This is a genomic window from Streptomyces thermoviolaceus (genome assembly GCF_045209695.1).
GTDB lineage: Bacteria > Actinomycetota > Actinomycetes > Streptomycetales > Streptomycetaceae > Streptomyces > Streptomyces thermoviolaceus.
This window is the reverse complement of record NZ_CP109280.1, coordinates 5639223-5652901: the sequence shown is the minus strand read 5'-3', so window position 1 is coordinate 5652901 and position 13679 is coordinate 5639223. Positions and strand designations below refer to the sequence as shown.

9 protein-coding genes and 2 pseudogenes are annotated in these 13679 nt (G+C 73.1%); 5 read left to right on the top strand and 6 right to left on the bottom strand.

All coding sequences use genetic code 11. The annotated features are described in order from the left end of the window. Positions 1-328: 328 nt before the first annotated feature. The gene (locus OG899_RS24690; RefSeq protein ID WP_168131203.1) at positions 329-1825 is read right to left on the bottom strand and encodes a hypothetical protein; all 1497 of its coding nucleotides are present in this window, start codon (positions 1823-1825) and stop codon (positions 329-331) included. A gap of 257 nt (positions 1826-2082) precedes the next feature. Here OG899_RS24690 and OG899_RS24685 point away from each other — a divergent pair, with 257 nt between their 5' ends. From OG899_RS24685 to OG899_RS24675, 3 genes are all read left to right on the top strand, one after another. Continuing rightward, positions 2083-3213: an aminoglycoside phosphotransferase family protein gene (locus OG899_RS24685; RefSeq protein ID WP_125500136.1), complete on the top strand. Its 1131-nt coding sequence runs from the start codon at positions 2083-2085 to the stop codon at positions 3211-3213. Between the two features lie 321 nt (positions 3214-3534). Beyond that, positions 3535-5484 carry an N-acetylmuramoyl-L-alanine amidase gene (locus OG899_RS24680; protein ID WP_125500135.1) on the top strand — a complete coding sequence of 650 codons (1950 nt, stop codon included), beginning with the start codon at positions 3535-3537 and terminating at the stop codon, positions 5482-5484. A gap of 174 nt (positions 5485-5658) precedes the next feature. Continuing rightward, on the top strand, positions 5659-6318 hold the full coding sequence (locus OG899_RS24675) for an acetoacetate decarboxylase family protein (protein WP_168131200.1): 660 nt from the start codon (positions 5659-5661) through the stop codon (positions 6316-6318). A 137-nt stretch (positions 6319-6455) separates the two neighbouring features. Here the strand turns inward: OG899_RS24675 and OG899_RS24670 are convergent, their stop codons facing one another. Then, positions 6456-6953 (bottom strand): hypothetical protein, encoded by a 498-nt coding sequence (locus OG899_RS24670; protein WP_125500133.1) that lies wholly within the window; start codon positions 6951-6953, stop codon positions 6456-6458. Between the two features lie 160 nt (positions 6954-7113). Continuing rightward, positions 7114-7599 (bottom strand): annotated as a pseudogene (locus tag OG899_RS24665) (alpha/beta fold hydrolase). A 214-nt stretch (positions 7600-7813) separates the two neighbouring features. Here OG899_RS24665 and paaK point away from each other — a divergent pair. Continuing rightward, positions 7814-9106 carry a phenylacetate--CoA ligase PaaK gene (gene paaK, locus OG899_RS24660; RefSeq protein WP_125500132.1) on the top strand — a complete coding sequence of 431 codons (1293 nt, stop codon included), beginning with the start codon at positions 7814-7816 and terminating at the stop codon, positions 9104-9106. 138 nt (positions 9107-9244) lie between these two features. Here the strand turns inward: paaK and OG899_RS24655 are convergent. Together OG899_RS24655 and OG899_RS24650 are read right to left on the bottom strand one after the other, a co-directional pair. Continuing rightward, positions 9245-9676: pseudogene (locus tag OG899_RS24655) on the bottom strand (GNAT family N-acetyltransferase); the annotation flags it as partial. Between the two features lie 46 nt (positions 9677-9722). Then, positions 9723-11222 carry an acyl-CoA synthetase gene (locus OG899_RS24650; RefSeq protein WP_189427586.1) on the bottom strand — a complete coding sequence of 500 codons (1500 nt, stop codon included), beginning with the start codon at positions 11220-11222 and terminating at the stop codon, positions 9723-9725. A gap of 249 nt (positions 11223-11471) precedes the next feature. Between OG899_RS24650 and OG899_RS24645 the strand changes: the two genes are divergently transcribed. Next, positions 11472-13265 (top strand): serine hydrolase domain-containing protein, encoded by a 1794-nt coding sequence (locus tag OG899_RS24645; protein WP_125500130.1) that lies wholly within the window; start codon positions 11472-11474, stop codon positions 13263-13265. Between the two features lie 129 nt (positions 13266-13394). Here the strand turns inward: OG899_RS24645 and OG899_RS24640 are convergent, their stop codons facing one another. Next, positions 13395-13601 carry a hypothetical protein gene (locus OG899_RS24640; protein WP_185867956.1) on the bottom strand — a complete coding sequence of 69 codons (207 nt, stop codon included), beginning with the start codon at positions 13599-13601 and terminating at the stop codon, positions 13395-13397. Between the last annotated feature and the right edge of the window lie 78 nt (positions 13602-13679).

Genomic DNA, 13679 nt, shown 5'->3' with positions numbered 1-13679 from the left:
GTGCCCGGAGGGACACCGAGCCGCACCCGGGTGCCTCCGGCAGATGCCGGAGGCACCGGACGACGGATCATGCCGAATCCCGGACAGAACACGACTCGCTGTGCGACAGTCGTCACGGTCACGGCCCCCTCCCCCGGCCGTGACCCCCGCAGCCATGTGGCGGAGTGTGCCCGGCCGCACCGCTCCCGTCGCCCGCGTCACGGTCCGGCCGTGCGCGGGCGACGGGAGCGGGGGAAGCGACACAGGAGGCGCGGTCGCACGGGCCCGCGCCCAGTGCGTGCGCGCCCCGGCCCGTCCGACGGGGTGCGCCGGCGTGCGGTACGGTCCGTCACGCCAGAGCGGCGTCGGCCGTGCCCCTGCCCTTCCACGTGGGCATGGCCTGCCGGATCTCCTCCCGCAGTTCGCTGATCTCCGGGTAGGTGGCGTAGTGGGCGGTGAGCCGGTACATCTGCCGCAGTCGGTCCCAGGTGCGGCGCGAGGAGTTCGACCCCATCGCCACCAGCGCCAGCCTCGCGTAATTGGCGGCCTGTTCGGGATCGTCGGCGATGAAGCAGGCGGACGCCATGGACAGATGGTCGAAGATCTTCGACCGTTCACGGCCGTCGACCCGCAGCTCCAGGGCCTTCTGCGCGTAGTACTGGGCGTGCGCCGCGGCGCTCGGGTCGAACTCCGCCAGCGTGCGGTACGCCAGCGCCTGCATGCCGTACAGATCCTCGTCCTTGAAGGTCTGCATCCAGTCCAGCGGCTCGTCGTCGCCCTTGTCGGCGACGAACAGCTCCTCCGCCTGACCGAGGGTCCGACGCATCGCCTGGCCCTTGCCCATGGCGGCCTGCGCCCAGGCCTCGATGGTGTGGAACATCGCCTTGGTGCGCGGCTGCAGCCGCTCGCCCGAGCCGGACTGGGCGAGCCGCATCAGGTCCAGCGCCTCATCCGGCCGGCCCAGGTGCACCATCTGACGGGCCGCCCGGGACAGCGCCTCACCCGCCCGCGGCCGGTCCCCGCCCTCGCGGGCGGCGTGCGCGGCGATGATGAAGTACTTCTGCGCCGTCGGCTCCAGGCCGACGTCGTGCGACATCCATCCGGCGAGCACGGCCAGGTTGGCCGCGACCCCCCACAACCGCCGCTGCAGATGCGGCGGGTGGCGGTAGGTGAGCATGCCGCCCACCTCGTTGAGCTGGCCGACCACCGCCTTGCGCTGCAGTCCGCCGCCGCGGGCGGCGTCCCAGGCCCGGAACACCTTGACGGAGCGTTCCAGTTCGGCGACCTCCTCCGACCCGACGGGGGCGGCGTCGTAGCGGTCGAACCCGGCCGGGTCGACACGCAGGGGATGGTCGGTGTCCGGGGCATCGGCCTTCGGTGCCGGGTCGGTGTGCAGCCAGTCGTGCAGAGCGCCGCTGAGTGCGGATCCCGCGGTGAGCGCGGCACCCGCGCCCACCAAGCCGCGTCGGTTGAGCATGAGGTCCATTCCCGTGAATTCGGTGAGGACCGCGGCGGTCCGCTCGGGCGTCCACGGCATGTCGTCGGCGAGTTCCTCGTCCCCGCCGCCCTGCCGTCTCCCCGCACGCCCGTGCCGTACCAGACCGAGATCCTCGATGGTCACGACACGGCCGAGACGCTCGGTGAACAGGACCGCCAGCACCCGCGGCACGGGATCGCGCGGGATCTCCCCCATGTCGATCCACCGCCGCACCCGGGAGGTGTCGGTCGCCAGCTGCGGGTGGCCCATGGCCGCCGCCTGCCGGTTGACGAGCCTCGCGAGTTCCCCTTTGGACCAGCCCGAGAGACCGAACAGGTCCGCGAGACGGGTGTTGGGTCGTCCTGTCACGTCAAGCCCCCAGGTACTCGGCTGACTCGACAGTAGCCCCGCCACGAGGCACCGGGCGACTATTCGCCAGGGTTCGCCAGGGTGCGCCAGATGGTGTGCCAGTGGCCTTGCGGTGTCAGGTAGGAGTGCGTCACCCCGGCCCGGGCGCCGCCGGTCCTGCGGACCGGACACGACAGGCGCATTCCCCAGGGTGCACCGGGTGCCCGGGCCGGGTGGACGCGTTCAGCAGCAGGCACACGAAGGGATCTGTATCGGTCATGTACGCAGCATCGTCCTCCGTGTCCGCTCCGCCCCGGTCGCTGCGTCCCCGTACGGGCGTGGCCGGCTCCTACCTCTCGCCCGCGCGCCCGGCCTCCTCCGTGCTCGGCGCGGGCCGGCCGCGCCGTCCCGCCGTGCCCGGCGCCGCTCCGCTGAGCGGGAGACTCGACCTGTCCGGCCCGCAGGGGGCCCAGCTGCGCTCGGCCCTGGCGTCGGTGCTCCGCATCTGCCCGGAGTTCACCCCCGTGCAGGTGCTCCGCCGCAGCGGACGTTCCGTGCTCCTGGTCGGCACGACCGGTCGCAGCACGGCCGTCGCCAAGTGCTTACTGGACCGCTCCCCCGCCTGGACCGAGCGGTACCGGCACGAGATAGCGGTCTACCGCTCGTTCGTCCGGCACCGGCCTCCCGTCCGCGTGCCCCGGCTGATCGCGGCGGACCCCGACAACGGCACCCTGGTGATCGAGCGCATGCCGGGACGGGTGGCCGCACTGCAGCGGCACCCGGTGGAGGCCCCGCCGCGGTCCGACATCAGGGCGGTCCTCGGTGCGATCTGCCGGCTGAACTCCTGGCGTCCCCCGGCAGGCACCTTCGACGCCCCCTTGAACTACGCGGCCCGCATCTCCCGTTACCACGAGCTGGGGCTGCTCACCGACCGGGACCTGGGCGACCTGCACAAACTGCTGCACGGCATCACGCAGGCGGTGGGCCGGCAGGGCATGAGGCAGTTCTGCCACGGCGATGCGCTGCTGTCCAACATCCTGGTCTCACCGGCCGGTCCGGTGCTGCTGGACTGGGAGCACGCGGGCTGGTACCTGCCGGGCTACGACCTGGCGACCCTGTGGACGGTGCTCGGTGACGACCCGGCGGCACGGCGGCAGATCAGCCAGCTCGCCCAGGCGGCGGGACCGGCCGCGCGGGACGCGTTCCTGGTGAACCTGATGCTCGTGCTGACCCGCGAGATCCGCACCTGCGAGACGGCCGTGCAGCGGTCGATGCGGGACCCGTCCCCCGTCGTGCAGGTCACCGGCGGCATGTCCGTCGGCGAGGAACAGCGGCTGCTGCTGCGCCGCCTGTACGACGACTGCCAGCTGGCCCGCAAGGCAGTGCGCGCGGCGGTGGGCATCCGCTGACGGCACGACGGCCCGTGGGGTGTGCGCGGGCCCGGCGGTGCGCCACGGGCCGTCGTGCCGTCCGGGACCTCCGCGAGGTCGTCGGCGGTGCGCCCTCGGCGTCCCGCAGGACCGCCCGCCGCCACGGCCCGGCGACACCGGCCGCCCCGACGACAGGCGAACGCCTCTGCCTCTGCTCTTGATTGACGGATCGTCGCTCAACGGGTACCACTGACCGCACCGATCCCCGTGGTACAGCCCCGCACGTCCCGCCACGCCGAGCGCCCTCAGGAGGCCGCCTTGCGGAGACCCGCCACCGCCCCCGCACCACCCCATGCAGGCATGCCACGAGCGGGCCGGCGGGCGCGCCGCACGGCAGGCGCCCTCGCCTGCGCGGCCCTGCTGCTGCCGCTGCTGGGCGCCGCCCCGCCCACCGATGCGGCCGGTGCGGACAGCTCGACCCGACTGCAGAAAGCGTTCACCGATGCGGCGGCCGCGTACCACGTGCCGGTCAGCGTCCTGCTGGGCGTCTCCTATCTGCAGTCCCGGTGGGACCAGCACGCCGGTGCCCCGAGCGTGACCGGCGGCTACGGCCCGATGCATCTCACCGACGCGCGCACCGCGCTCGCCCGGACGCCGCATCACAGCGACGGCACCGAGGACGCACGCGGCGACGACGCCCGCCCCGCCCTGCGTCCCACCGTCCAGGTGCCGGAGAACGCCACCCTGCCCGCCCGGCTCACCACGCTGACCGAGGCGGCCGAGCTGACCGGCATCCCCGCCGAGCGGCTGCGCTCCGATGCCGCCGCGAACGTGGCGGGCGGCGCCGCCCTGCTGGCCGCCGCCCAGAAGCGCCTCGGCGAGCCGCTCAGCGCGGATCCGGCCGACTGGTACGGCGCGGTGGCCGAGTTCTCCGGCGCCGACGACCGCGCGACGGCGGCGGCCTACGCCGACGACGTCTTCAGCGTGATCCGCTCCGGTCAGCGCCGCACCACGGACGCCGGCCAGCAGGTCGTGCTGGACGCCCGCCCGCGGTTGGCCCCCGACACCGCGCAGCTGGCGCGGACCGGGCTGCGCCCGTCGTCGTCGGCGGGCACCGAGTGCCCCGCCTCGGTGTCCTGCGAGTGGGTCCCGGCCCCGTACGAGGAGTTCGACGGCGACGACTACGGCAACCACGACCTGGGCGACCGACCCGCCTCGCAGCGCATCCGGTACATCGTCATCCACGACACCGAGGGCACCTGGGACGGCGTCCTCACCCTCATCAAGGACCCGACCTATGTGTCGTGGAACTACACACTGCGGTCCACCGACGGGCACATCGCCCAGCATGTGAAGGCCGAGGACGTGGCCTGGCACGCGGGGAACTGGTATGTGAACGCCGGCTCGATCGGTCTGGAGCACGAGGGTTTCCTCGCCGATCCGGACGCCTGGTACACGGAGGCGATGTACCGCTCCTCCGCGCGGCTGGTGAAGTACCTCGCGCAGAAGTACGACATCCCGCTGGACCGTCAGCACATCCTCGGTCATGACACCGTGCCCGGGCCGACCACCGACACCATTCCCGACATGCACACCGACCCCGGTCCCTACTGGGACTGGCAGCACTACTTCCAGTTGCTGGGCCGCCCCTTCGAGCCCACCGCCGGCAAGAACGCCGCACTGGTGACGATCCGTCCCGACTACGCGACGAACCGTACCGCGTACACGGGCTGCGAGGCCGCCGGCGAGCCGTGCGCGCCGCACGGATCCAACGAGGTGCGGCTGTACACGCGTCCCGACACCTCCGCTCCCCTGATCCAGGACATCGGCCACCGGCCGGACGGCTCGGACTCCACCATCGACGTGAACGACGTCGACTCCCGGGCCGAGACCGGCCAGCAGTTCGCGGTCGCGGAGCGCCGGGGCGACTGGACGGCGATCTGGTACCTGGGGCAGAAGGCCTGGTTCCGCAACCCGGCGAAGCAGCCCACGGCGGTGCCCGCCTCCGGCCGGGTGGTGACGCCGAAGCCGGGTGTGGACAGCGTCCCGGTGTACGGGCGGGCGTACCCGGAGCAGGAGGCCTACCCGGCCGGTGTTCCCGTGCAGTCCGTCTCGCCGCTGCCGTACCGGCTGCCCGCGGGGCAGAAGTACGTGGTCGGTGACACGGTGCCGGGCGAGTACTTCTACGCGGTCACCTTCACCCCGGACGCGCACCGGGTGGTGGTCGGCAAGGACCTGTACTACGAGATCCAGTTCGGCCACCGGGTGGCGTTCGTGCGCGCGGCGGACGTACAGCTGGAACGGGCGTAGGCCGGCCTGTGGACCTGTGACGATCGTGGTGGGAGCCGGCACGGCGCGTGTCGGCGCCCGCCACGAGCCGGACCGGCCGGCCGGTCTCGGGGTGTGACCCGCGCCGCCCGGCCGCCGCACCGGTCACGCGGTGGCAGGGTGCCTTCGATGGGAGTGCCGTCGACAAGGAGTGCGATGCCCGTCCCGTATCCTCCCGAGCCCTGGCACTTGTGCGGGGACATGCACGCCGCCCTGTGGCTGCTGCCCGGCAGCGTGCTTCCGCCGTGGACCGTGCCCGAGGAGGTGCGTCCCCTGTCCGTGGGCGGACGCCGTGCGCTGGTCACCTTCTGGGTGGACTACCGCGCCGACGGCGATCTCGCCTACCGGGAGCTGCTGATCACGCTCGTGGTGCGGCACGGCAGGACCGTCGCGGCCACCGCGGTGCAGGCCTGGGTGGACGACGAGCGCTCGATGGCCGGGGGCCGGCGTCTGTGGGCCATCCCGAAACAGCTCGCCGACCTGCGGTTCGAAACCCCGGTCGGCTCAGGCCACCGCCGCGCCGCACTGCACGCGCGGGTGACGCCGCGCCGCGCCGGCCGGCGGGAGCCCGCCGCCACCGCACTCTGCCGGGAGCTGCTGCGTCTTCCGGTGCGGCTGCCGCTGCGGGCGCATCTGCTGCAACGCCGGGACGACGGCACCACCTGCCGGGTGCCGCTGCATGTCGTCGGGCGTCCGTCGTGGACGCGGGTCCGCTGGCGCGTCGACCCGCACGGTCCGCTCGGGTATCTGTCCGGGCGGAAGCCTGTCGCGGCCGTGTCGCTGCGGGACTTCCGCTTCACGGTGGGCGCGGCGTGAGGCGAGCGCGGCGACGCGACGGGTCCGGGAGGCGCCCGGTGCCGCCGTACGCGCCACTGCGGCCACCGCGGCGGTGAAGGGAGAGGGCCGGCCCCCTGCCGGGACCGGCCCTCGTCGGCACGACGTGGCGGGTGGGTTCAGCCCTGCCGGAACAGCTCCGGGGGCAGCGGCTTGAGCAGGGCGTACAGGTCGTCGGTGATCGGGCGGTCCCAGGCGGCGATGGTGACCAGCACGCCGTCGCTGCGGTCGAACTGCACACAGGAGATCCGGCCCTCGGAGAGCTTCAGCCGGCGCACGATCAGCAGGTTGTCGCCCTGGAGCACCGGAGTGTCCTCGGTGCCGACGACGGTGACTTCCTCGTCGTTCCCCAGGGCCAGCAGCAGCTGGGCCACCTCGAAGGGCACCTGGCCCTCGGCGACGTCACGGGCCGGGGAGCCCTCGGGCAGATTTCCGATGATCATCGCGGTGCCACGGCCGCCGAACAGGTCGTAGCGCAGGAAGACGCCCTGGCAGGAGCCGTCGGGACCGGGCAGCAGACCCGCACCGAGATTACCGGGCCAGTCGCCCGGATCCATGGCCAGTACGTCGAAGTCGGGCCCGGCGGGGGTGGCGCTGCGGCGACGGAGGAACGACATGCGGCCATGGTACGTGCCGCTCCCGGTCCCACGACGTCCGGGCGGCCCGCGACGGGGCCGTGCCCTCACCCCGATCGGACGGACACCCGCGAACCGGGCACACCGCCCCTCCTCCGCGGTGCGGTGGCGGCCGACTCGCGCCGCCTCCGCTCGCTTCCGCTCACTCCTCCGACGGCACGGCGACGCCCTCCGACGGCACGGCGACGTCCGCCAACGACACGGCTGCGTCGTCGAGGAAGGCGGCGACCTGCCGCGTGAACCACTCCGGGTCGTCCAGCCACGGGCAGTGCCCCGCGCCGGGCTGCACCGCGAACGGTGCGCGCGGGAACGCCCCGGCGGTCCGGCGGGGCTGGGGCCGCCGTCCAGGGCGCCGGCCAGGACGAGGACCGGGGCGGCCAGGCGGCGCAGCGCCTCCACGTCGTCGACCCGCCGGTCGCAGCGGTAGGTCGTGGGTCGGCGGGCCGGGCGGAGTCGCCGGTGCCGCGCAGGTCGAGCAGCACCGGGCGGCGGTGCGCGGTGAGCCCGCCGAGGTCGCCCAGGCAGGCGGAGCCCGCATGGGCCCTGCGTGCAGCGCGACGAGCGGCTCCGCCTCGCCTCGGACCTGGTGGGCGAGCCGGGTTCCGTCGGGCGCGGTGAAGGTCGGCATACAGCGATCCTGACGGCGGAGCGGGAGAGGCGCCAGCGGGCGGGCCGGGGGGATCGGGCAGCTCCGCAGGGTGGGCAGGTGTGCGGAAGATGTGCGGGGATTTTTTCGTGCCGCCCTCTTGCCTGCGGCCGGAAGGCCTGGATTACTGTCCCCGGCAAGTGTCTACCGAATGATCGGTCGACCGTATTGTTGTGGTAGGTGAGGGAGAGTCCCGATGGGGGATGTGACGCGGCTGCTGGATCAGGGGGAACGGCTCGACCCGCAGGAGCTGCGGGCCCTGCAGTTGGAGCGGCTGCAGGCGACTCTGCGGCACGCCTACGAGAACGTGCCGTTCCACCGGGAGGCCTTCGACCGGGCCGGTGTGCGCCCGGAGGACTGCCGCTCCCTCGCCGACCTGGCACGGTTCCCGTTCACCAGCAAGGCGGACCTGCGTGCGACCTATCCCTGCGGGATGTTCGCGGTGCCGCGGGAGCGCATCCGCCGCTTCCACGCCTCCAGCGGCACCACCGGCCGGCCCACGATCGTCGGCTACACCGACCGGGACCTGTCCCTGTGGGCGGACATGGTGGCCCGCTCGCTGCGGGCGGCCGGTGCCCGGCCCGGTGACGTGGTGCACGTGGCGTACGGCTACGGGCTGTTCACCGGCGGCCTGGGCGCCCACTACGGCGCCGAACGGCTGGGCTGCACGGTCGTGCCGGCCTCGGGAGGAATGACGTCGCGGCAGGTGCAGCTGATCCAGGATCTGAAGCCGCGGATCATCATGGTCACACCGTCGTACATGCTCACGCTGCTCGACGAGTTCGAGCGGCAGGGCGTGGACCCCCGGTCCACGTCGCTTCAGGTGGGGGTGTTCGGGGCGGAGCCGTGGACGCAGGAGATGCGGCGGGAGATCGAGGAACGCTGCGGGATCGACGCCGTCGACATCTACGGCCTGTCGGAGGTGATCGGGCCGGGGGTGGCGCAGGAGTGCGTGGAGACCAAGGACGGCCTGCACATCTGGGAGGACCACTTCTACCCGGAGATCGTCGACCCGATCACCGGGGAGGTGCTGCCGGACGGCGAGGAGGGCGAGCTGGTGTTCACCTCGCTCACCAAGGAGGCCATGCCGGTGATCCGCTACCGCACCCGGGACCTGACCCGGCTGCTGCCGGGCACGGCACGGATCTTCCGGCGGATGGAGAAGGTCACCGGCCGCAGCGACGACATGGTGATCGTGCGCGGGGTGAACCTGTTCCCCACCCAGATCGAGGAGATCGTGCTGCGCACCCCCGGTGTGGCCCCGCACTTCCAGCTGCGCCTGACCCGTGAGGGCCGCATGGACGCCCTCACGGTCCGTGCCGAGGCCCGCCCCGACGCCGACGCCGCGATCCGTGAGGCCGCCGCCCGCTCCATCGCCGTGGCGGTGAAGGAGGGCATCGGGGTCTCGGCCGGGGTGGAGATCGTCGAGCCGGGCACGCTGGAACGGTCGGTGGGCAAGATCAAGCGGATCATGGACCTGCGCTCGTGACGCGGGCACGCACAGGCAGGTGGCCGTCGAGCGGATACGCCGGGGGGCGGCGGGCAGGATCCCGGCCGGCGCAGAGGCGCACTTGACGGCGACCCGGCAGGAGGCGGTGATGCCGGCCTGGTGGACCGGTTCCAGGCGGGTCGGTCCCCGCGCGGCGAAGATGGCGAACGCCCCGTCGGTGAGCGCCGTCAGCGCTCCGGTCGCCATGCCCCGGCCGCGCGCCGCGGCCGCGGTCCAGTAGCCGACACGCGCGGAGGGGCTGTCGGGGGCGAGGTCCTGCACCACGACGTGGCCCAGGATCCGCTCCCCCGCCGGGCCGGCCTCCACGACCGCGAAGGCGAACCGGTCCCCGGCCTGCCGGTGCCGGCGCTGTGCCTCGATCCAGCGGGCCGCGCTCGCCTCGTCGTCGATGCCCGCGCCCGCCCAGCGGCGCAGGGCGTCGTCCCGGTGCAGCGCGGCCGGCACGGCGGCGTCCTGCCTGCGCCACGGCCGCAGACGCAGCGGTGCCCCCGGCCCGAACACCGGGCCCGGAACAGGAGGGCCGTCGTCGGGACTGTCGTTCGTCGGCATGGGCTCCGTCCTGCCGCATCGCGGCCTGCCCGCGCCCCCGGGGGGCCTACCGTACGGCGCATCGCTCCCGCAGCTGGCGTTTGAGGATCTTTCCGCTGGCATTGCGCGGGAGTTCGGTGACGAAGTGCACCCGCTTGGGCGTCTTGAAACCGGCGAGGTGTGCGCGGGCGTGGGCGATCAGTTCCTCCTCCGTGACCTCGCCGCGCGGGACGACGAACGCCGTCACGGCCTCGATCCACCGGTCGTCGGGCAGGCCCACCACCGCGGCCTCGGCGACCGCCGGGTGTGTGTAGAGGACGTCCTCGACCTGCCGGGACGCCACCAGCACACCACCGGAGTTGATGACGTCCTTCACCCGGTCCACGACGGTGTGGTAGCCGTCGGCGTCGCGCACCGCGAGGTCTCCGGAGCGGAACCAGCCGTCGCGGAAGGCCTCCGCCGTCTCCTCGGGTTTGTCCCAGTACCCCTCGCACAGCTGCGGGGAACGGTAGACGATCTCGCCGGGTGTGCCGTCGGGCACGTCCTTGCCGTCGGCGTCCACCACCCGGGCCTCCACGAACAGCACCGGCCGGCCGCAGGAGTCGAGCCGTCCCTCGTGCTCGTCGGGGCCCAGCACCATGGCCAGGGGGCCGATCTCGCTCTGGCCGAAGCAGTTGTAGAAGGCCAGGTCCGGCAGGCGGGTGCGCAGCCGGTCGAGGACCGGGACCGGCATGATCGAGGCGCCGTAGTACGCCTTGCGCAGCCCCTCCAGGTTCCGTTCGGCGAAGTCGGGACGGCCGGCCAGGCCGATCCACACCGTGGGCGGCGCGAACAGGCTGTCCACCCGGCCCGCCTCGATCAGGTCCAGGATCCGGTCGCCGTCGGGCGCGTCGAGGACGATGTTGACGGCTCCGACGGCGAGACAGGGCAGCAGGAACACGTGCATCTGCGCCGAGTGGTAGAGCGGCATGGCGTGCACGGGCCGGTCGTCCGCGCGCAGATCGAGGGCGGTGATGGCACTGAGATACGCGTGCACCAGAGCGCGGTGCGTCATCATCGCGCCCTTGGGCAGCGCGGTGGTGCCCGAGGTGTACAGCAGCTGCACCAGGTCCTCGCTGCCCGGTTCGGGGCCGTCGTACGGTGGGGCGTCCGCCAGGCGGGCGAGCAGCGAGTCGTCCGTGTCGCGCAACGGCAGCGCCGGTACGGCGGACGGCAGTCGGTCCGCGAGATCCGGGTCGGTGAGGACGAGCGCGCTGCCGGACTGGCGAAGGATGTAGGCGAGGTCCTCGCCGGTGAGGTTCTGGTTGACCGGCACGTGCACCAGGCCGGCGCGGGAACAGGCCAGGAAGGCGATCAGGTAGGCGTCGGAGTTGTGCCCGTAGGCGGCGACCCGGTCGCCCGGGGCAAGCCCCTGGTCCAGCAGGACGCTCGCGGCGCGGGAGACGGCGTCGTCCAGCTCGGCGTACGTCCGGTGGCGGTCGCGGTACTCGAGGGCGGTCCGGGCGGGGGTCCGCCGGGCACTGCGCCGCAGAACCGCGTCGATGGTGCTGCCGTGGCGAGGCGTCATGACCAGGATCCTCGGGTCCGGCGCTCCGCGGGTCAAGCGGTCGGCGCGGGACTTCCACGTCCGTCGGCGGGTGGACCGCCGGTGCTCCCGCGCCCTTGCCCGCCCGGTGCACGTGCTGCCTCAGCCGACACGCGGTCACATGTGGCGTGCGACGGCACCGTTGACAACACGGCCGACCCGACGGAAAGTTTCACCGCACATCCCATGCGGCGAAAGTTAATTTCAGTCAGCACGACAGGAGGACCCACCATGGCCGACGGCACGGCGGACAGAGACGAGAGCGGAATGACGCGCCGCCAACTGGGTCGCATGACCCTGGTGCTGGGCGGGGCGCTGGGGCTGGCGGCAGCCCTCCCGCTGAGCCCGGCCGCGGCCTCGCCCGCGTCGGCGGCCTCCCGGCCCACCCTGCGGTACGGCTCACCCGAACGCGCCGGACTGCTCTCCGGCCCTCTGGACCGACTCGTCGCCGACGCCAAGGCGTTCCTCGGCCCGTCCCCCGTGCACCCGTGGTATGCGGGTGCCGTCCTGCTCGCCGGGCGCGGCGGCACGGTGGCCCTGCACGAACCGATCGGCATGGCGGTGCGCTACTCCTCGTACGACGAGGCGACCGACACCGCCGTGGAGTTCCCGCGCGAGCAGCAGATCCCGGCGACCCGGAACACCGTCTACGACCTCGCCTCCCTGTCGAAGCTGTTCACCTCGATCCTGGCCGTGCAGCAGATCGAGCGCGGGAAGCTGGAGCTGGAGGGAAGGGTCGCGAGCCATCTGCCGGACTTCGGGCGGGCCGGCAAGCAGGACGTGACGATCCGCCAGCTGCTCACGCACACCTCGGGTTTCCAGCCGGACCTGCCGCTGTACGACGCGCCGACGTACGAGCAGAAGCTGGAGATGATCTGGAACGAGCCGCCGCAGAGCCCGCCGGGCACCGCGTACGTGTACTCGGACCTGAACATGATCACGCTTCAGCTGGTCCTGGAGAAGATCACCGGGCGCACGCTGGACGTGCTGCTGGCCGAGGAGATCGCCGGCCCGCTCGGCCTGCGCCGCACCCGGTACAACCCGCCCGCCTCCTGGAAGCCGTTCATCGCCGCCACCGAGTACGCACGCAAGCCGTGGTCGGCGCTGGACCGGGGCCTGGTGTGGGGCGAGGTCCACGACGAGAACGCCTACAGCCTGAACGGGGTGGCCGGTCACGCGGGTGTGTTCTCCTGCGCCTGGGATCTGGCGGTGCTGGCCCGCACCCTGCTCAACGGCGGTGTCTACGGCAGGGCGCGCATCCTGCGGCCGGAGTCGGTGGAGATGATGTTCACCGACTTCAACACCGACTTCCCCGGTGACAACCACGGCCTGGGCTTCGAGCTGTACCAGCACTGGTACATGGGTGCCATGGCCACCCCGCGGACCGCGGGCCACACCGGCTTCACCGGCACCTCGCTGGTCCTCGACCCGACCACGGACACCTTTCTGATCGTCCTCGGCAACTCCGTCCACCCCGTGCGCACATGGCGTTCCGGGTCCGCGCCCCGCGTGGCCGCCGGCGACGACCTGGCGCGGGCCGTGGCGGTCCGCCCGGAGCAGGGCCGCACGGCGTGGTTCTCCGGAATGGCGAACGACACCACGGCCACGCTCGCCCTGCCCGCGCTGGACACCTCCCGGGGCGGCGCACACCTGCACTGCTCCCTGTGGTGGGACACCGAACCCCGGTCGGACCTCCTCGTCCTGGAGGCCAGCTCCGACGGCGGTACCACCTGGCAGCCGGTGCCCTTCACCACCACCCGCCGGGGCGAGCGCCCGCAGCAGCATCCGGAGGGCACCGCCACCGGGTTCTCCGGCCGGGTCTGGCACACGGCGGACGCCGCACTCCCGGCCGCCGACAACCTGGTGGTGCGCTGGCGGTACACGACGGACCGGCTGTACGTGGGCCGCGGTGCCTATGTCGACCGTCAGCGCGTGCAGTCGCACGGCCGGGTCGTCTTCGACGAAGCCCGCCCGGCCGACGCCGCCCGGGTGACGGCCGACGGCTGGACGGCATCGGCCGACTGAGTTCTCTCGAACGACAGGGTCCGGCCTGTGCGGGCCTCGGCGATCCGGCTCCCCGGCGGCGCACCGGCGTCAGGCCCGGGCAGCCGGGTTCGTCCGGTTCCGCCGGGCCCGCTCTGCCGTGCGCACGCCTCACTCGGGGTGCCGCCGGTTCTCCCGGCCGTCCTGGTCGGGCTCCCCGTCGTCCTGCCTGCCCCGGTGGCACTCCGGCCCTCCGGTCAGGTGGCGCTCCGGTCCTGCGGTGAGCCCGGTCGCGAGGCGGTAGGCGACGGTGACCCGGCGGTAGTCCCGCCCTGCTTCCACCGTGCCGGGCAGACCGGTGCGCTCGCTGCGGGACACCGATGCCCGCTCGCCGGTGCCGTGGAAGCGGACGGCCGTGCGCGGCTCCTCGGCGAAGCGGAGCCGCTGCGCCCGGAC

Excerpts from the sequence above, each read along its gene's own strand:
- OG899_RS24675 (WP_168131200.1), top strand. The coding sequence starts at position 5,659 with ATGCCCGTCCCGTATCCTCCCGAGCCCTGGCACTTGTGCGGGGACATG.
- OG899_RS24670 (WP_125500133.1), bottom strand. The coding sequence starts at position 6,953 with ATGTCGTTCCTCCGTCGCCGCAGCGCCACCCCCGCCGGGCCCGACTTC.
- OG899_RS24685 (WP_125500136.1), top strand. The coding sequence starts at position 2,083 with ATGTACGCAGCATCGTCCTCCGTGTCCGCTCCGCCCCGGTCGCTGCGT.
- OG899_RS24645 (WP_125500130.1), top strand. The coding sequence starts at position 11,472 with ATGGCCGACGGCACGGCGGACAGAGACGAGAGCGGAATGACGCGCCGC.
- OG899_RS24650 (WP_189427586.1), bottom strand. The coding sequence starts at position 11,222 with ATGACGCCTCGCCACGGCAGCACCATCGACGCGGTTCTGCGGCGCAGT.
- paaK (WP_125500132.1), top strand. The coding sequence starts at position 7,814 with ATGGGGGATGTGACGCGGCTGCTGGATCAGGGGGAACGGCTCGACCCG.
- OG899_RS24680 (WP_125500135.1), top strand. The coding sequence starts at position 3,535 with ATGCCACGAGCGGGCCGGCGGGCGCGCCGCACGGCAGGCGCCCTCGCC.